An 18,423-nucleotide genomic window follows, 5' to 3' on the forward strand; every position below is an offset into this window, starting at 1 on the left:
CTCCTAAATATTTCTGTGCTTCATTAACAAGTAAATAAAATAAGGAGCCCCGATCGCTGAAGTAAACACACCAGCTGGAATTTCATGCGGCAAAAAGATTGTTTTTCCCAATAAATCAGAAAGCATAACAATGAGTGCCCCGACAAAGGCTGAAATCGGCAGCATCAAACCAAAGCTTGAACCGACAAGCTTTCTTGCAATGTGAGGAGCAATAAGACCTACAAACCCTATCCCTCCTCCAAAAGCGACAGCAACAGCAGTCAAAGCGGTTCCTAGAAATAAGAGGAAAAAGCGGGTTAATTGTACCCGGTTTCCCATACCGATTGCGATCTCATCGCCAAAACTTTGAATATTGATCGTTCGTACAGTAACAACCGTTATCAAGAGAAGAATGATAGTTGCTGGAAACAAAATCTTTACTTGAGACCAGTTTGCTGCATAAACTGAGCCGGTTATCCAAATATTTGCTTGGGATGCTTGGTAAATAGGCCCTTTTATCATTAACAAAGTCGTTAATGCTTTAGTTAAAAAGGAGATTCCAATGCCGACCAACACAAGCCTGATTGCAGTCACACCGTTTTTCCACGACAATAAATAAACACATATGCCTGTAACGGCTGCTCCTATGAAAGCTGCCAAAGGCATCCAATGAATGCTTACAGTTAAAGAATGATTCTTATCGGAAAACAGCATTAAAAATAGTACAACCGCTGCCGAAGCACCACCGGTAATTCCGATAATGTCAGGGGATGCTAAAGGGTTCCGAACTAAATTTTGCAAAATTCCGCCCGCAACAGCCAAACACATGCCGACCAAAAGGGAAATAAGAATTCTCGGAAGCCTAAATTGTTTAATAACAAGCTCGTTCGTTCCATCCCCTATTCCAAAAATTGTTTGAAAAACTTGGACAGGGCTGATCATCACTTCGCCTACACTTGCACTGACAAGGATTACGAAAAACGCCGCAAGAAAGAAAACGAACGTAAGTAAAAAGGCTTTTTTATCAATTAAAAATGAAATGACATTTCCGATCCGAAGCGAAACATATTTTTTCATGATGCACGAACCCCCTTCCTTGCAATATAAACAAAAAATGGGGTTCCAATTATCGCCGTCATGACCCCTACAGGGACTTCTTCAGGCATGACAATGAAACGGGCGCCAATATCTGCTGCAACTAGCAAAATCCCACCAAATACTGCACAGAACGGCAAAATCCATCTGTAATCATTTCCGGCCACATACTTTGCAATATGGGGCACGACTACGCCGATGAATGCAATAGGACCAGCCGCCGCAACTGCACCGCCCGCAAAAAATATGACAGCACAGGCTGCAAAAAACTTCACTGTTCCTACTTTTAGTCCTAAACTTTTCGCCACTTCTTCTCCCATTACTAAGACGTTTAATTTAGAGGCGATAAATGTACAAATAACTAATCCAATCAAAATATATGGAAGAACAGCTGTCATTACCTCCATTTTGCGGCCTTGCACAGATCCTGCAAGCCAAAATAATACTTGATCCAACGCTGCTTCATTTAAAACTAACAAACCTTGCGTAAGGGAAGAAAAAAGTGCCGCAACGGCCGCTCCTGCCAAAGTAAGCTTTACAGGCGTCAATCCATCACTACCCAATGAGCTGATCATGTACACAAGCATGGCAGCAAAAGCTGCGCCTGCAAAAGCAATCCAAGTAAACGCTTGTAAGCTGTTTACAGAAAATAAGGAAAAAGCTAGAACAATAAAAAATCCTGCACCGGCATTGATGCCAAAAACGCTTGGCGATGCAAGAGGATTTTTCGTAATAGCTTGCATCAATGCACCGGATAAAGCAAGACAAGCGCCGACTACACTCGCTATGACGGATCGAGGAAGTCGAACATTTTGTATAATAATATGTTCATTGGAACCATTAAAATGAAAAAAAGCATCCCATGCCATCTTCCAGCTTGTATCCGTATATCCATATACAATACTTGCACACATGCAGAATAATAGAAGCAAAAAGGAAAGAAAAAGTAAGATTGCTTTACGATTACTAGATAATGACAACTTCACGTCTCTCCTAACAAGTCGAACTTCTGAACCAATTGTACCAAATCATTTTGAATGTGAAAATCATTTTCAATTAATTATTGACTTTTTATTTCTCACTGATTACTATTATTAAGGAATTGAAAATCATTTTCAACTACATTTTAGGGGGTTACATAATGAAAAAAATATCAAAATTATTATTTTCCATCGTTGCCATACTCATGCTGGCAGTAATTGCTGCTTGCGGCAACGGGGACAGTAAAGAAGCTTCAAAAGAAAAGAAAGAAAGCTCAACTGAAAGTCAATCATACAAAGTTGAGCATGCAATGGGAACAGCTGAAATTCCAAAAAAACCTGAACGTGTCGTCGTATTAACGAATGAAGGAACCGAAGCGCTTTTAGCAATGGGATTAAAACCAGTCGGAGCCGTTCAATCTTGGCTTGGCGATCCTTGGTACGATCATATTAAAGATGAGATGAAAGACGTTGAAGTCGTTGGTACAGAAAGTGAAGTCAATGTTGAAAAAATTGCAGCTCTTCAGCCTGACTTGATTATAGGCAATAAGCTTCGCCAAGAAGCAATCTACGACAAGCTCAATCAAATAGCGCCAACAGTTTTTTCGGAAACATTAAGAGGCGACTGGCAGGAAAACTTTAAGCTATATGCAAAAGCCATCGATCGTGAAGAAGAAGGACAAAAAGTATTAGATGATTTTAATAATCATGTAGAAGAAGTAAAACAAAAATTAGGAGATCAAGTGAATCAAGAAGTTTCAGTTGTTCGTTTCATGGCTGGTGTAACGAGAATATATTGGAAAGATTCATTTTCTGGTGTGATTTTCGATCAAATTGGATTTAAACGTCCTGCTCAGCAAGAAAAATTGTTTACAGATGCAAATAAATTAGGAGATTTGGCAGTTGAAGTCGGAAAAGAACAAATTCCGGAAATGGACGGTGACATCATCTTCTATTTCACCTATGCACCGCAAGGAGACAAAGAAGCTTTGCAAGCAGAAAAAGAGTGGACAAACGATCCTCTTTGGAAAAACTTAAATGCTGTTAAAAACGGAAAAGCTTACAAAGTTGACGACGCTATTTGGAACACAGCCGGCGGTGTGCTTGCTGCAAACCATATGCTGGACGACTTAGAAAAATTGTTAACTCAATAAAATTGAGATGGTCGAAAAGATAATTTTTTCTTACCTTGAAAATCAGCAATATGAATAAAGCCAAAGCAACCTTACTTCAATTTTCATTGGAGTAAGGTTGTTCAGCTTTTATGCAATTTTGTTTCGTTTAACTAAATTTTCGCTTTATTTCGGTTTATAAGACTACTTTGCATTTGTTATTTAACTTATGTTCGGGCAAGTTGTACTGGACGAATCTTCATTCATTTATAAAAAGAATTCTTTTTCGTATTCAATGCAATCAATTATTTCGTTTAAAGTTCTTTTGCCATACATTCTCTTTTTAAGGGAAGGGCGGCTTTTCATGTTTTTAATTAATCTATTCATACGTATCGACGTTACGTGCTTCGATCATATCTGGTTCCTGCCGTTCAATTAGTTCGCCACGGACTTAATTGAATTCTTTCCCCGATCTTATTTTTGTCCATACATATACACTTTTTCAGCGATTCTTTCTCAACTCTTTTCTACCATAAACAATATCCATTCCGATCTTTATTTTTGAACCGTTACCTTCTTCGTGACATGCTCATGTAGTCCTTCATCATTGTTGACATGAACTTGGATTTGATAAGTTCCTGAGGAAGAAAATGTATATTTCGCTTCATAAGTACCTTTCTCGTCTCCTGCAGCATCTACCCAATCATGCTTTTCAGAACCGTCCTTCCAAATTTCATAACGGACATTTGCATTTAACAACGGAGCGTTTTCTGCTTGAATTTTTGTTTGAATCAATGTTTCCGCATTCGCCTTTACATTTTCCGGCAACTCCAATTGGATGTCTACAGATCCTTGAGAATGTTCATGAGTATGATTTGCGGTTTTTTCGTTTTCGCCCGTTGAAGCTCCATCTTTATGTAGTTCACCAATCACAATTTGTTTTTTGGGCATATTATGCTGATTTTTCGCCGTAACGTGTGATTGAACAAAAAAAACTCCATTTTCATCAAATGTGTGTTCAATCGTATATTGGCCGTCTTTTTCATGTTTTGCTTCTATCATTTTACTTTCTTCTTTTTCTCCTTCTTTCCATATTTCAAATTTTACTTCATCAGCATCTTCAACCGCTTCTCCTCCGTAGCTCACTTCAGCAGTCAACGAAACTTTTTCATGAATATTCGCATGGTCTGGCACTTTCAAATTGACTTCGAGCGGATGAACTTCGGCACTTTCTCCGCTGTTCTCTTGTTTCGTTTCATTTTGACCGCAAGCTGCAAGAAGGAAAACGGCGGCAAGCAATATAATGATTTTTTTCACAATAAATCTCCTTTCCTCAATAAAAATTAATTGAGAACTATTAAATAAAGAATAAATTTAATACATACATATTGCAACATTGCAAAGGTGAATATTTTGTGTAGGATTCATGAAATTTTTATGTGGAGGATAATGGTTTTTGCACCTGGCAGCATTGAATATAAATAAGAAAACCGGACGCACAAATTGAACATATCCCGATCAAAGATCAAATAGACAGTATTAAAAATTCCCCCTTATTCAGCGGCTTACAGAATAGTTGTAGAAGGAATCACTGTTAAAGAAATCATCTGACAATTCCTCCCCATATAACTCAGTAGGTCTGTAAGCTGAAGAAAGAAGCACTGTCTTCGAAGATATTTTTTAACTGCTAAGAGTTTAAACTCAACTGAATAGTTTATGAACTTTTGTCCTTTTCTTGCCATAAAAAATCACCTCTTAAAGCAGTGTTGACCAAATAGGGATTTTTCAACATCTACTTTAAGGGGTGCAGTTCATAGACAGTATAGGTTTTTTTCTTTCTATCTAGACAAGAGGGATCGTATCAAGTAGTGAGTATCGGTATATATTTTCATCTCCCAGCAAAAATTCAATGTTTTCTGTTACACCATTTTCTCCGGCTGGACAATGCGGTCAAATTCTTCGGCTGACAGAAGGTTCAGTTGAACAGCTGCCTCCTTTAAAGTCAATCGTTTTTCATATGCAAGCTTTGCAATTTTCGCTGCATTTTCGTATCCAATATGAGGATTTAAAGCAGTTACGAGCATGAGCGAGTCTTGTACATATTTATCAATCACTTCTTTGTTTGCTTCAATTCCCACAGCACAGCGGTCGTTGAAGGAAATTATACTATCCGATAAAAGCCGGATCGATTGTAAAAAGTTATAAATAATAACCGGTTTGAAAACATTTAATTCAAAATTTCCTTGGCTTGCGGCAAAACCGATCGCTGCATCATTTCCCATGACTTGGACTGCTACCATCGTTAATGCTTCGCTTTGCGTCGGATTCACTTTTCCCGGCATAATGGAGCTTCCGGGCTCATTTGCTGGTATCGTGATCTCGCCAATTCCGCATCTTGGACCGCTTGCCAGCCATCTAACATCATTTGCAATTTTCATAAGATCAGCTGCCAAGGCTTTTAGCGCTCCGTGTGCATGAACGATTTCATCATGGCTAGTTAGCGCATGGAATTTGTTTTCAGAGGAACGGAATGATTCATTCGTTTGCTTGCTTATTTCATCTGCTACAAGCTGTCCAAACTGAGGATCCGTATTAATTCCTGTTCCGACTGCTGTTCCGCCGATCGCCAAATCTCTCAAGTTATCCATTGCTTCGACAATCATTTTTCTGCTTTTTCTCAGCATATGTACCCATCCGCTGATTTCCTGTCCAAGCGTGAGCGGTGTTGCATCCTGCAAGTGGGTGCGGCCAATTTTCACAAGATTCTCAAACTGCTTAGATTTCTTATCGAGCGTCTCTGTCAACAAATCAATTGCCGGCAACAGCTTGTTTTTTATCGCTATGACACCAGCAATATGCATTGCTGTAGGGAATGTGTCGTTTGAGCTTTGTCCCATATTCACATCATCATTTGGATGAATTTTTAATGATTCAAACCCATTTTCTTTCAAGTATTCATTTCCTTTAAACGAAATCACTTCATTGACATTCATGTTCGACTGCGTTCCGCTTCCGGTTTGCCATACTACGAGCGGGAAATGCTCATCAAGCTTCCCTTCTATAATTTCATCGCAAACATGAACGATCGCATCTTTTTTCTCTTTTGGCAGCTTTCCTAATTTTTCATTAACGATCGCTGCACCTCTTTTTAAAATGGCAAATGCACGAATGACTTCAATCGGCATCGTCTCAGTACCGATTTTAAAATTGTTTCTGCTCCGTTCCGTCTGTGCACCCCAGTAGCGGTCTTTGGGAACTTTTACTTCTCCCAGCGTATCTCTTTCTATACGATAGTCCATTTTCTTCTTCCTCCTTTTTAAATAATCATCTATTTTAAATATACCTCTAATATTTTGTTAAAAGCAAAAAAACTCTGATAATTTTTTATAAAAATGAAGAACATTTTAAATCATAAAAAAAGCGGTTTTAACCGCCCTGAACTATTGTTTTCTTATTTTGAAGTGTGCATTCAGCTGGCCTTGAATCATTTTTTTCTTATCTTCGAGCATTTTATCTCTTTCTTTTTTCAGCATTTCTTTTCTAATTTCAAACGTTTGAACGCCGTCTTCGATTTTATCTGCAATTTCCATTAATGTTTCAATATCTGAAAAGGAATATTTTCTCGTTCCTTGTTTCGTTCTTTCGGGAAAAATTAATTTTCGTTCTTCATAATATCGTATTTTTCTTGGTGATAGCCCTGTTAGTTCACTAACGATACCGATCGTAATGACTTTTTTATCCTTATATGATTCTGACATTGTTATACCTCCTTTTATAACGTTATTACGTTAAAATTTATAACATTTTCAGCCATTAACTTTATTATACAATTTTTTTTCGTATTTTTTAATTTTTGTTGTAAGATTTTCTTACATTGAATACTTATAAATATTTTTTTCCTTGTTCAAATTGACAAGAAAGCAAACTATTAGTATCCTTTGTACAGATCACATTTGGGTTGGAGGAAAGGTTTATGTTACATACGAAACAAACGAATCTTGAATCTTTTTTACATCAATATAAAGATCGCGCACGTCTTCTTATTACATGCAACGACCAGCCAGGAATTGTTGCAAAAATTTCTAAAGTTTTATATGAACACGGCGCCAATATCGTCCAATCAGATCAATATTCAACAGATCCTTCAGGCGGCACTTTTTTTATGCGCGTTGAATTTGAATTACCGGATATAGAACGTAAAAAAGGCGAGCTTGAAAAAGACTTTGAGCCGATCGGAAAAGAATTGCAAATGAAATGGCAATTTTCATATATGAACCAATTAAAGCGAATGGCGATTTTCGTATCGAAACAAGATCATTGCCTTCTCGATCTTCTTTGGCGTTATCAATCAGGCGATTTTTTTTGCGAAATACCTTTGGTAATCAGCAACCATCCAGATTTGCGTGAACCAGTTGAATCGCTTGGAATTCCGTATTATTACATACCGGTCAATAAAGACAATAAGCCGGAAGCGGAAAAGCAGCAGCTTGAACTGTTGAAGAAATATAATATTGATTTCGTCGTTCTCGCCCGTTATATGCAAATTTTATCTCCAGATTTCATCAAGCATTACCGGCATCGAATTATTAATATTCATCATTCGTTCTTGCCTGCATTTGTCGGTGCAAGACCGTATGAGCGCGCATATGAACGCGGAGTCAAAATTATTGGAGCCACTTCCCATTATGTGACGGAAGATTTGGACGAAGGACCAATTATTGAACAAGGGGTTAAAGAGGTCAGCCATCGGTACAATGTTGAAGATTTAAAAAGGGTCGGAAGAACGATTGAACGCGACGTTCTCGCCCGCGCTGTACAATTACATTTGGAAGACCGCATCATTGTTCACGGAAACAAAACGATTGTCTTTTAAAGAGAGCTAGGCTGGAAAAATTATGTCCGGCTCTTTTCATGCGCAGCATTCAAAATAAAAAACGAAACAGCTGCATGAATTGACACCCTTTCATCGGGCAATTGATTGAACTCCTCTATGACTAACACGGTGTATATGTGTACGAAGACGGCCAACGGGTAACCGAAGCCGTCTTCTTTCATCTACAGAACAATGCCTATGTAAAACGCCACCGGTCACCGTGTACGGCGACTCTTAGCGAATGAGGAAGAAAGCGATGTATAAAACGTTTTATTCTCTTTCTGGGAACCGTTTTCGAATGACACAAATCCGATAGAGGCTTATCAAGGAATGAACTGCCCCTTGGCGGAAGAAACTAGTCCCCTGTCCATTCCCAATCCATTTCAGAGATACCCTATCTATCTTACATTACACAAAATTCTTGACAGTACCAGTGAATCTCTCAACATGACACTTTTAATAATAAAACGCTCAACGTATAAAAATATTAATTAATCCTCCAACATTAGTACTAAATAATATTTAACAGTATAAATGGCATTATAATAATGAATATAAAGATTTACCAAATGTGTATAAAGAATCTAACAAGAAAATTGACGAAAAAAGTATAGATGCTGTCCAGTTGGCTTTTTTGCATTTAAGAAAAAACATTATTAAAAAGGCTCCTAATAGAGCTGTAAATTGATATAATAAGAGATTATATATTTGGAATAACCCTATAAAAATTATGTTAACCATTATTATAAATAGTTTAGGTACCAAAGCATAATAAAGGTATACTTTAATATCAGGTGAAAAAATAGTCAATAAAAACTTTGCGATAATATATTGGACTAAAAAACTTATTAACGTTAAGAATAATGAGAAATTTGTAACTATTTCTTCAAAGTTAATGTTATCAGATAGTATTTTTCTTAATTCTTTAATTTCCTCAAATTCTTCAAGATATCCTACTATTTTATAAGAAACAGCGAAGGATAAAAAATAATAATTTAGTAATACATATAGAATGAACGAGACAAACGATATTAACTTTGGATATTTTCCCACGAAAGTTCACCTTTTTCTATATAAATAGCACGCGAATTATCAATTAATTCTTTGTTTATCATACTATGAGACACATATATAATCGTTGCTTTGTTTGATAGAGTTATTAATCTTTCAGAAAGTATTTTGATACTTTCTGAATCTATTGTTGACATGGCTTCATCAATTAGTATAACTTCCCAATCCTTCACTAAAATTAAAGATAATCCTATTTTAGCTTTCATCCCAGTAGATGCTTTACTATATGATATGTCCAAATTACCATCAAAAAACTCATCTACTTTTGAGAGCTGCTCTTCGGACAACTTAATATTAAAGGTATTCCACAAAATCTCAAGATTTTCTCTAATTGTAAAAGGGCGAATTCCAATTGGATCAACATTTAAATACAGAATAGAATTTCCGCTGACAGCAATTTGACCTAAATATTTCTTATCAAGGCCAGCAATCATTCTAAGAACAGTGCTTTTACCAGCACCGTTTCGACCTTTTAGATGATAAAGACCTTTCTGTATTGTAAAGTTAACATTACTTAATATCGTTTTTTCTTTGAATTTTTTAGTACAGCCTTTAAATTCTATACTCACTGTAATCTCCTTTTCTATTAAAAATAACCCTCAAGCACTGCAGCAATTACTAATATGATTAATGATAGTAAATAAAGAGGAATCATTTTTTTCATTAAACTTAAAGTAGCTCTAATAGATTTTGTAAAAAGCAATGTAAAAAGCAAATACTGACTCATTCCTTGATAAAGTAACATATTAGGAAATTCTAATAACCCGTGTGGAATCAATTTGCTGATGGTTTCTTCTGAACCTAGGTTTCTGTAGGCGATTGCAATATGAAAAGCTGAACCTGCAAAATCTGTCAACTGTAGAATTGGAGAAACGAGAAAACCTAATATATACATTATAAAGTTTCTTAAGTTATGTTCTAAAACAAGAAACATAAAGTCTTTCCCCAATTTTTGGGGTTCTGAAATAAATAAATCCGTATCTAATATAAATGCCAAATAAACACCAATACTCACAGCAAATATACAATAGAAAAAATAGTATATAAGAAATATTTTTAATCTTCTCTGTATCAATTCGTCCCTCCTTTTGATCCAATAGTAAAAAGTATGGTTAATATTAGGATTAATATAGGTAGAGTAAACTTTAATATTTTCGATTCATTACCAATTAATAGCAATTCGGTTTTTCTGTAATATACTATTCCTATCAGAAGAATTATAGGGATGGATAAAACACTTTTAAAAATTACTGTGATATCGGAATTACTAAGGATGATTCCTATTAACCCCATTATAGCTGTTAAAATTAATGCCAAAGAATACAAATAGATAGAACTTGCTTTAAATCGTTTATATGGGCTAACAATTAAAGAAGATTGTATTGTTTCTACTCTTGATTTATCAATCATGATTTCTTCCCTATTTGACCCAATTAATATTTCCAAAACAGTAATAAAATTTATATAAATAATTATTAACGCAGAAATTCCTGGTACATTACTCAGAAAATATTGACCAAAGTATAGGATTAAAGATGCAATAATGCCAAGTAAAATCAAAAGTATTTTATTATTTGCTGCATATAATAAAAAAATCCGTGTCATACTTCCAGTAATATAGCTATTATCGGATTTTTTCAGGAAAGAAACCCCAGATGGCATACGATAATAATTATTAAGATAAATAAAGATGATAAACAATTGTATAATTAGTAGAATGATAGAAAAAATTATTAATGATTTCAATATAAGCCACATTTGTAATAAAAAAGTCAATCTGATAATAAGCTTGACTAAGATAGATGTCAGTTGGGATAAAAATGAAATTACAATTACACCCAAAGAGAAAATAACGACAAGATACTCTTTTAATACTAATATGTAAGTGAGTGATATTAAAAATGCCAAAAATAATTGAAGAGCATATCCTTTTGTAATTGTGAAAAACAAATGCTTCAATAGTAATGTATTAGAAATTGCTACAAGCCCCGGCTGTTGTTTTCCATAAGGTAATATACATCGATTGATGTTTGCTGTCCCTATCATATATATAAAAATAGAAGAATACAAGGAAAGGTAACTGGCGCCTACTTTATTATGATAGAAAATTAAAGTCAAGATAATTAAAAAAGAGAAAAAGATCACCCCAAAATAATTGAGGTAACCTAATAAGCTTCGATCATGTAATTTAAATAACTTCTTTGCCATTTTTCTTAAAAAGCCGCCGCTTTAGCCTTTCCTTTTTTCTTTAATATATATAGGACTGATGCAAGTAAAGCTGAACTTATAGAACCAACACCAGTTATTGCTCCAATAATCGAAATCACAAAGGTCACCGATTGGTATTTATCTAATAAATCAACAACAGCCCATGCAGATGCAGTAGAGATACCTAATTGTCCTGCAAGAAAAGGTGCATTACCAATAGCCAAGGCAACCATAGATATGGCAAGAAGCGTAAGAGATAAAATTGCAAATGACTTTCCATTTTTTGTTTCTACCATAATAAAAACCTCCTTTTGCTAATTTTCATGTATAATTTTAACATTATTTACAAAAAATCGCAATAAGTAAATATATTATTTAAATAATCTACTTTGTTATTCTTATCCCAAGGCTTGAACAGAATTCATTTTTGATGCTTTACTTGCAGGCAGAATTCCCAAAAATTACACCTATAAGCATAGAAAAAGTATTCCAATTATAATAACTGGCAAAGATATCAATGACGGCCATCCTACAAAATAAGAAATTAATGCTGATCCACTTAAACCAAATATTATGCCTATTATGATAGATTCAATTAAAAATTGAGTTAAAATTTGAAAACGAGTAGCACCCAAAGACATACGTATACCGATTTCTCTTGTTCTCTCTGTGACAGAGACTAGCATGATATTCATTACACCAATACCACCAATGATTAATGAGATACTGGAAATACTTCCTATCAAAAATGTCATAATTCTGTCACTTGTTCTATTTTTGCATTAACTATAAGTTTTGATAGAGTGAGACTACCAAAAATCCAGTTATTACAATACCTGCTAAAAGTAATACCACTATTTTTTTTGTATTAATATCTTCTTTCTTCTTTAGTTCTAGAAAAAGTAAAATCCATATGATTAAAGATAATAAATATAAAAGCATAAAATACACCTCCTAAAACTATTAATTAAATTATAATATGATTTTTCCACCTTTTTCTCTAATGTAATCCGTAACCACTTCTTTTTTAAAAGTCACAAAATATCGTTATTCATAGTTATTTTCTACGAATGTTTTGGGTAGTGACATTATAATTACAAATAACAACTTATTATTCATTTTTTATACCCCCCAATTTAAGGTAAAAGTAGTATATCATTACATTTTTTCCTGTTAATAATAACTAAAAAAAGAAAAATTTTAAAGGAGGAGTTTGATGTTTGAAAAAAAAAATTAGCCGATGAAAATGCGGTAAAACAATACGATGAAGTTTTAAAAAACATAGATTCTTTGACAGAAGATGAGGCTAAAACTGTATTAAAACAGGTTTATATGAGATTAGATATTGTGGAGAACGGAAAAAGGATATAAAAGCGAACAGTGCGTAAAGATTTAATCTCACAATTTAAAGATTTAATTAGAATTGAAAAATTAAAAAAGAAAATAATAAAACAAATTAAATAAAATTTGCATAATTTTTTAATAAAACTTATTTTCTTTTTATGTTTGAAAATTTTCTGTTATAACAATTTTTCATAGATTTTGGTTTTCCATCTATGAATTTATCTCATCAAAATATTAACAACCATCTAAACCGAGATTTCCACGTGTCAAAGCCAAACGAGAAGTGGGTGACAGATATTACAAGAATCCCGCCAAGTCGATCTAACGATGGGGAAACTATACAATGCAAAATTTTTTCAAATTCTACGGGATTCTTCCGGATTCTCGAAAAATAAAAAACGACCGCAAACGCAGTCGTATCAATGGTTTCACGATTTTCGTTCTGAAACGATCGGATATTAAGAATGGAGACGGTGGGACGTGCTGATCCATGCTTTCGCAATGGCACTGACTATATCTTGAACCTAAACAGGTCCTCCGGCGTGTTATGCGAAATTTAGATTTGCCGTATGGCAGAATTTCGCATCCTAGTACTACCTTGAAGGCAGCCTATGAGTCGATACACGGCTGTTGGATTGCTCCACATACCGCTCGGTGTTGCCATATCGCAGAAACGACTTAGGTTTCACCGATTAAGCCGGATTTTCACTTGTGTGTTGCCACACAAGGCGACTATTTCCTAATCGAACCCACGTCCAGAGATATCGCCACTTAAGCATCTACGAGCGTATCCGACATATTTAACATTTCACTGTTCCTTAGCCTGTCGGCAGGCATCCGGACAGCTAGTCTGATTCGTCTCTTCCCTCTTCCTCAGACGGCGGAATCGGGCGTAGCCCACTTAAGTTGAACCCCTTTTCCTCCACATGGGCGATGGAAGAAAGGAGCCTTTAGCATTAAGCAGCTAAAGCGTAGTTGTTTTGTTTGCCAGTTATCTTTAGGCGACGTTGATGACGGAGACGATCCCTCCGGCTCGCAGCTTAAGCTCGATCTATCCCTGTCGAATCCAAAACGTCCCCGTTTTATTCGAGCTAGTGCTTGAGAAATATATTCAACTGGCAACGACATATATTATTATAACAAAAACAATATATTTTTCAATTGTCATTTATTGTTATCATTAATAGATCCCTTTTTGTTTTTGTTGAAATGCCCGTTCAATTTCTCTTTTCGCTTCTTTTCGTTTTAAATCCTCCCGCTTATCGTATTTCTTTTTCCCTTTTCCTAGCCCGATAAGCACTTTCGCAAATCCATTTTTAATGTAAAGCTTCAGCGGAACTAATGAATAACCCTGTTCTTTTGTGGCCCCGATCAGCTTATTGATTTCTCTTCGGTGCAAAAGAAGCTTTCTCGTTCTTAACGGCTCATGGTTGTATCGATTTCCCTGCTCATACGGGCTGATATGCATGTTATGAAGAAAAACTTCCCCTTTTTCCACTCTTGCGAACGCATCTTTTAAATTGGCGCGGCCGGCGCGAATCGATTTAATTTCTGTTCCCTGCAGGACGATCCCAGCTTCATACGTTTCTTCAATAAAATAGTCGTGGTGCGCCTTTTTATTTTGAGCAATCAGTTTCCCTTCTCCCTTTGACATTCTCTGTCACCCTTTCGTGAAAATTAGGGGTAAAGATTATTATAGCAAATGAACATTTTCGCCTCAATCAAGATTTTTTTAAGTGAAATTTTGCTGTTTCAATGAGTTTGTTTTTTAGACATCTGGCCTCGCTTTAACGCTTTTTCTTCTTCCGCTTCTTTTTCGATACGTTTTTATAAAACTTTTTCTTTTTTGATTTCGGCGGTCTCGTTGACCATTCTTCCTCTTCTTCCTGATGTTTGCTCTTAATCACCTTCACCGTTTCAGGCCGTGTTGATTTTTTTCGTTTTTTTCTCATGCCGACAATTTCAAAATCGATGGATCGTTCCTCTTTATCAACATTCACAACGCGGACGGTAATTTCATCGCCGATGCGGTAAACATTTCCCGTTCTTTCGCCGATCATCGCATAATGACGTTCATCATAATGGTAGTAATCATCCGTCATATAGCTTACATGAACGAGACCTTCAACAGTATTCGGGAGCTCGACAAACATGCCGAAGTTTGTGACAGAACTGATGATTCCATCAAATTCTTCCCCAATCTTATCCAGCATAAATTCTGCTTTTTTCAAATCATCCGTTTCACGCTCCGCATCAACAGCCCGCCGTTCCATATTGGAAGAATGTTCTGCAATTTCCGGCAAAATTGATGCCCATTTCATCTGTGTCTTTTCGTCTATTTTCCCTTCAAGCAAATATTTGCGAATGAGTCGATGAACTATCAAATCGGGATAACGGCGAATCGGGGAAGTAAAATGGGTGTAAAATTCGGTCGACAATCCGAAATGCCCGACGCTTTCCGGATGATATTTCGCTTGCTTCATAGACCGAAGCATGACAGTTGAAATCACCATTTCTTCAGGTTTTCCCCGTACTTCATCTAAAATTTGCTGCAAAGCGCGCGGATGAATATTGTTTCCTGTTCCCTTCACAACATAACCAAAATTTGCAATAAATTCCAAGAAACGTCTTAGTTTTTCCTCATTCGGTTTTTCGTGAATTCGATATATAAACGGTACATTTAACCAGTGAAAATGTTCTGCTACTGTTTCATTGGCAAGCAGCATAAATTCTTCAATTAACCGTTCCGCTACAGATCGTTCCCGAATAATGACATCATACGGTTTGCCTTTCTCATCCACCAAAACTTTCGCTTCCTTAAAATCAAAATCGATAGCTCCGCGAAGCATTCTTTTTTTCCGTAAAATCGCCGCAAGCTCCGCCATATCCTCCAGCATGGGAACAATTTCTTGATATTTTTCCCGAAGCTGTTCATCCTTTTCAATCAAAATTTTATTGACATTTGAATAAGTCATCCGCTCAGCGGAGCGAATAATACTTTGAAAAATATCATGCTGAACTACGTTCCCATATTCATCCACAATCATTTCGCACGATAATGTCAGACGATCCACCTTCGGATTCAAGGAACAAATTCCGTTTGATAAACGATGCGGTATCATCGGAATGACGCGATCAACTAAATATACGCTTGTCCCGCGTGCAAATGCCTCTCTGTCAATCGGAGTTCCTTCTTTTACATAATAACTGACATCTGCGATATGCACGCCAAGCTTATAGCAGCCGTTATTTAACTTTGTTACTGTTACGGCATCATCCAAATCTTTTGCATCTTCACCATCAATAGTAATGATTAATTCGTTGCGAAGGTCTCGTCTGTTCTTGATTTCCTCGCTCTTAATCTCATCAGGTGTTTCGTTTGCTTGCTTTAATACATCATCCGGAAAGCTCAATGGCAGCTGATGCTTATGAATGATTGATAAAATATCGACGCCAGGATCATTTTTATGGCCTAAAATTTGTACGACTTCTCCTTCTGCACTCATTCGTCCTTCAGGATATGACGTGAGTCGGACAATTACTTTATGACCTTCAACCGCCCCATTTGATGCATTTTTCGGAATAAAAATGTCATTGACAATCTTTTTGTCGTCAGGTATGACAAATCCGAAGTTTTTGCTTTCCGTATATGTTCCGACAATTTCCTTTATTCCTCTTTCCAAAATGCGTATGACCGTGCCTTCCTGTCTCGCTCCACTTGTTTTCGGGCTTAGCCGCACAAGAACTTTGTCTCCATGCATCGCATGATTCAGCTCGCCGGGCGGAATGAACACGTCATCAAAACCTGGTTCATCCGGTTCAACGAAAGCAAATCCGCGGGCATGTCCAACCAGTGTTCCGCGGATCAAATTCATTTTTTCTGGAACACCGTATCGATTTGCTCTCGTTCGCACAATGAGGCCTTTTTCTTCCATCTTATTTAAAGTAATAATCAGCTTTTTAAATTCGTCTGCGTCCTCTAGCTGAAAAGCTTCTTCTAATTCCTCCACAGTCAAAGGTTTATAAGCCTCTTCCTTCATAAAAGAAAGAAGCCTTTCAGCTAATTGCATATCGGGTTCTGCCAATACGATAACCTCCTTTTACTCCTGCCAATCAAGGCTCTCCAAAAATTCATAGACGTCCTGATGCAGTTCATCTCGCTGCTTGTCAAGCGTAATAACATGCGACGATTCTTCATACCATTTGATTTTTTTTATATTTGAGCTTACTTCGTTATAAATAATATTTGCACTATCCGGATTGATCATTTCATCGTGGCGCGCCTGAACCACAAATGTCGGGGCATAAATCATATCGACATTTTCTCTCACATCAGAAATCAAACGCTGCAGAGCTTTCAACGTTTTCATTGGTGTTTTTTGAAACTCTTCCATTTCCGCCTCAATCTGTTCTTCCGGCTTTCCTTCAAATTGTTTATATTTGCGAGCATATTTTAAAATCCCCTTATACATCGTTTCTTCGCTTTTAATATACATCGGGGCGCACATTGGAATAATTCCTTTTACAGGTACAGTGTATCCCAGTTTTAAGGAAAAAACTCCTCCAAGAGACAAACCGGCAACTGCAATTTCTTTAAAACCTAAGTCTTTCAGATGTTCGTAGCCGCCCATCACATCTTGCCACCAGTCATCGGGACCGGTATGAACCAATTCTTCCGGAGGAACCCCATGGCCTTTATATTGAGGGGCATGACAAGTATACCCTTTATCTTGCAAAAAACGCCCAAGCATCCGCACATCTGCTGAATTTCCAGTAAAGCCGTGAAGCAGCAGTACAGCACGATTCCCACCTTCAAACGTAAAAGGTTTCGGCGGTAAAACTTTCATTTTAAAATCTCCTTCTCTTTTTAAATTCTTTATTTTTTACAACGAACTGTAGTATGAAAAAAGCTTAAATTCCATTATATACCAAAAACATTGTTCATTCAACTGCTTTAATTTCCCATAGAAAAAAGGCCTGTTTGACAGACCTTTCTAGCTATTATAATCCAAACCATGAAACAGCAATTGCTAAAACAAAAAATAACACAGAAAGAACGATTGTAATACGATGTAAGATTAAATCTATTCCACGCGCTTTTTGCTTCCCAAAAAGCTGTTCAGCACCGCCGGAAATGGCTCCAGATAATCCAGCACTTTTTCCAGACTGCAGTATCACCACAGCGATCAGCGCAATAGATACAATTGCTAATAGTATGACAAGCAGAGTATGCATGTCCACTCCACCTCCTAAAAAAACGCACATTACAATAGTTTTAATGTATCATAAATTGGCTCATTACACAATAGCGTATCCATTCAGGAGTCAGTCAAGACTTTGTGGGAATTTTTTTGGTTCGCTGAAAATAGATGTAAGTCATAGGTTAGCGAACCATTTTTTTGAATTTCATCCGTAAGCGCTTTCGGACTCTCATCCCTTGCCATGACGGACGAATATGTACACCTTTTTTTACCATCCCTTGAATTCAGACAGGGCATGATAGATCGGTGTCCCGGACGATTGCTGTAAATATGGCACGTTATTCCGCGTGATCTCCGGCCAAAGACGGCGGACGCGTTGTTTCGCCTTGTTCACGATCGTCTGTTTGGTGGATGCCGTCGACGCCGTTTCCTCTGCCGGCTGCGACGATTCTTCTCCTAAACGACGTCCGAAAAGACGAATCCCATCCATCCGGGCAATCATTGCCTTGAAAAACGCCCCGAGTCCCTTGTCTGTCCAACTGCGGCGGTATTTCACCCGA

16 protein-coding genes, 1 other RNA gene and 3 pseudogenes are annotated in these 18,423 nt (G+C 36.7%); 3 read left to right on the forward strand and 17 right to left on the reverse strand.

Annotation, left to right across the window (positions count from 1 at the left end; genetic code table 11):
• Window positions 1-3: 3 nt before the first annotated feature.
• Together FB379_RS09160 and FB379_RS09165 are read right to left on the reverse strand one after the other, a co-directional pair.
• On the reverse strand, window positions 4-1,056 hold the full coding sequence (locus FB379_RS09160; protein ID WP_066249179.1) for a FecCD family ABC transporter permease: 1,053 nt from the start codon (window positions 1,054-1,056) through the stop codon (window positions 4-6).
• Window positions 1,053-2,054, reverse strand: a complete 1,002-nt coding sequence (locus FB379_RS09165; RefSeq protein ID WP_235600414.1) for a FecCD family ABC transporter permease — start codon at window positions 2,052-2,054, stop codon at window positions 1,053-1,055. The genes FB379_RS09160 and FB379_RS09165 overlap by 4 nt, the downstream gene beginning before the upstream one ends.
• A gap of 161 nt (window positions 2,055-2,215) precedes the next feature.
• Here FB379_RS09165 and FB379_RS09170 point away from each other — a divergent pair, with 161 nt between their 5' ends.
• Window positions 2,216-3,208, forward strand: a complete 993-nt coding sequence (locus FB379_RS09170) for an ABC transporter substrate-binding protein (RefSeq protein WP_066249177.1) — start codon at window positions 2,216-2,218, stop codon at window positions 3,206-3,208.
• Between the two features lie 513 nt (window positions 3,209-3,721).
• Here FB379_RS09170 and FB379_RS09175 read toward each other — a convergent pair.
• The 3 genes from FB379_RS09175 to FB379_RS09185 form a co-directional block, all read right to left on the reverse strand.
• Window positions 3,722-4,483, reverse strand: coding sequence for a FixH family protein (locus FB379_RS09175; protein WP_144597778.1), 762 nt, complete (start codon window positions 4,481-4,483; stop codon window positions 3,722-3,724).
• A gap of 602 nt (window positions 4,484-5,085) precedes the next feature.
• Complete coding sequence (gene fumC, locus FB379_RS09180; protein ID WP_130156803.1) at window positions 5,086-6,465, reverse strand: class II fumarate hydratase; 1,380 nt, start codon at window positions 6,463-6,465, stop codon at window positions 5,086-5,088.
• A gap of 141 nt (window positions 6,466-6,606) precedes the next feature.
• Window positions 6,607-6,924 carry a MerR family transcriptional regulator gene (locus tag FB379_RS09185; protein ID WP_063386951.1) on the reverse strand — a complete coding sequence of 106 codons (318 nt, stop codon included), beginning with the start codon at window positions 6,922-6,924 and terminating at the stop codon, window positions 6,607-6,609.
• A gap of 215 nt (window positions 6,925-7,139) precedes the next feature.
• On the opposite strand from FB379_RS09185, the gene purU reads away from it, so the two are divergent.
• Both purU and FB379_RS09195 read left to right on the forward strand, forming a co-directional pair.
• Window positions 7,140-8,039: a formyltetrahydrofolate deformylase gene (gene purU / locus FB379_RS09190; protein WP_063386952.1), complete on the forward strand. Its 900-nt coding sequence runs from the start codon at window positions 7,140-7,142 to the stop codon at window positions 8,037-8,039.
• 64 nt (window positions 8,040-8,103) lie between these two features.
• Window positions 8,104-8,284 (forward strand): annotated as a pseudogene (locus FB379_RS09195) (hypothetical protein); the annotation flags it as partial.
• A 786-nt stretch (window positions 8,285-9,070) separates the two neighbouring features.
• Here FB379_RS09195 and FB379_RS09200 read toward each other — a convergent pair.
• From FB379_RS09200 to FB379_RS09250, 12 genes and pseudogenes are all read right to left on the reverse strand, one after another.
• A complete protein-coding gene (locus FB379_RS09200; RefSeq protein ID WP_130156805.1) occupies window positions 9,071-9,679 on the reverse strand; it encodes an ATP-binding cassette domain-containing protein in 609 nt (202 codons plus the stop codon).
• Between the two features lie 17 nt (window positions 9,680-9,696).
• On the reverse strand, window positions 9,697-10,185 hold the full coding sequence (locus tag FB379_RS09205; protein ID WP_144597779.1) for a stage II sporulation protein M: 489 nt from the start codon (window positions 10,183-10,185) through the stop codon (window positions 9,697-9,699).
• The gene (locus tag FB379_RS09210) at window positions 10,182-11,318 is read right to left on the reverse strand and encodes a hypothetical protein (protein WP_144597780.1); all 1,137 of its coding nucleotides are present in this window, start codon (window positions 11,316-11,318) and stop codon (window positions 10,182-10,184) included. The genes FB379_RS09205 and FB379_RS09210 overlap by 4 nt, the downstream gene beginning before the upstream one ends.
• A 5-nt stretch (window positions 11,319-11,323) precedes the next feature.
• Window positions 11,324-11,614, reverse strand: coding sequence for an uberolysin/carnocyclin family circular bacteriocin (locus FB379_RS09215; RefSeq protein ID WP_144597781.1), 291 nt, complete (start codon window positions 11,612-11,614; stop codon window positions 11,324-11,326).
• A 102-nt stretch (window positions 11,615-11,716) separates the two neighbouring features.
• Window positions 11,717-12,076: pseudogene (locus FB379_RS09220) on the reverse strand (ABC transporter permease); the annotation flags it as partial.
• A 28-nt stretch (window positions 12,077-12,104) separates the two neighbouring features.
• Entirely contained in the window at window positions 12,105-12,260 is a 156-nt protein-coding gene (locus FB379_RS18455) for a hypothetical protein (protein WP_158640179.1), read from the reverse strand.
• A 1,142-nt stretch (window positions 12,261-13,402) separates the two neighbouring features.
• Window positions 13,403-13,733, reverse strand: a transfer-messenger RNA (tmRNA) gene (gene ssrA, locus FB379_RS09225).
• A 109-nt stretch (window positions 13,734-13,842) separates the two neighbouring features.
• Window positions 13,843-14,316 (reverse strand): SsrA-binding protein SmpB, encoded by a 474-nt coding sequence (gene smpB, locus FB379_RS09230; RefSeq protein WP_063386953.1) that lies wholly within the window; start codon window positions 14,314-14,316, stop codon window positions 13,843-13,845.
• A gap of 133 nt (window positions 14,317-14,449) precedes the next feature.
• Entirely contained in the window at window positions 14,450-16,732 is a 2,283-nt protein-coding gene (gene rnr / locus FB379_RS09235; RefSeq protein WP_144597782.1) for a ribonuclease R, read from the reverse strand.
• A 30-nt stretch (window positions 16,733-16,762) separates the two neighbouring features.
• On the reverse strand, window positions 16,763-17,509 hold the full coding sequence (locus FB379_RS09240; protein ID WP_063386954.1) for an alpha/beta hydrolase: 747 nt from the start codon (window positions 17,507-17,509) through the stop codon (window positions 16,763-16,765).
• A gap of 154 nt (window positions 17,510-17,663) precedes the next feature.
• Window positions 17,664-17,897, reverse strand: a complete 234-nt coding sequence (gene secG, locus FB379_RS09245; protein WP_063386955.1) for a preprotein translocase subunit SecG — start codon at window positions 17,895-17,897, stop codon at window positions 17,664-17,666.
• Window positions 17,898-18,131: 234 nt separating this feature from the next.
• Window positions 18,132-18,423 (reverse strand): annotated as a pseudogene (locus tag FB379_RS09250) (UPF0236 family protein); the annotation flags it as partial.

Origin of the sequence: Aeribacillus composti (assembly GCF_007827555.1) — a bacterium.
GTDB classification, from domain to species: domain Bacteria; phylum Bacillota; class Bacilli; order Bacillales; family Aeribacillaceae; genus Aeribacillus; species Aeribacillus composti.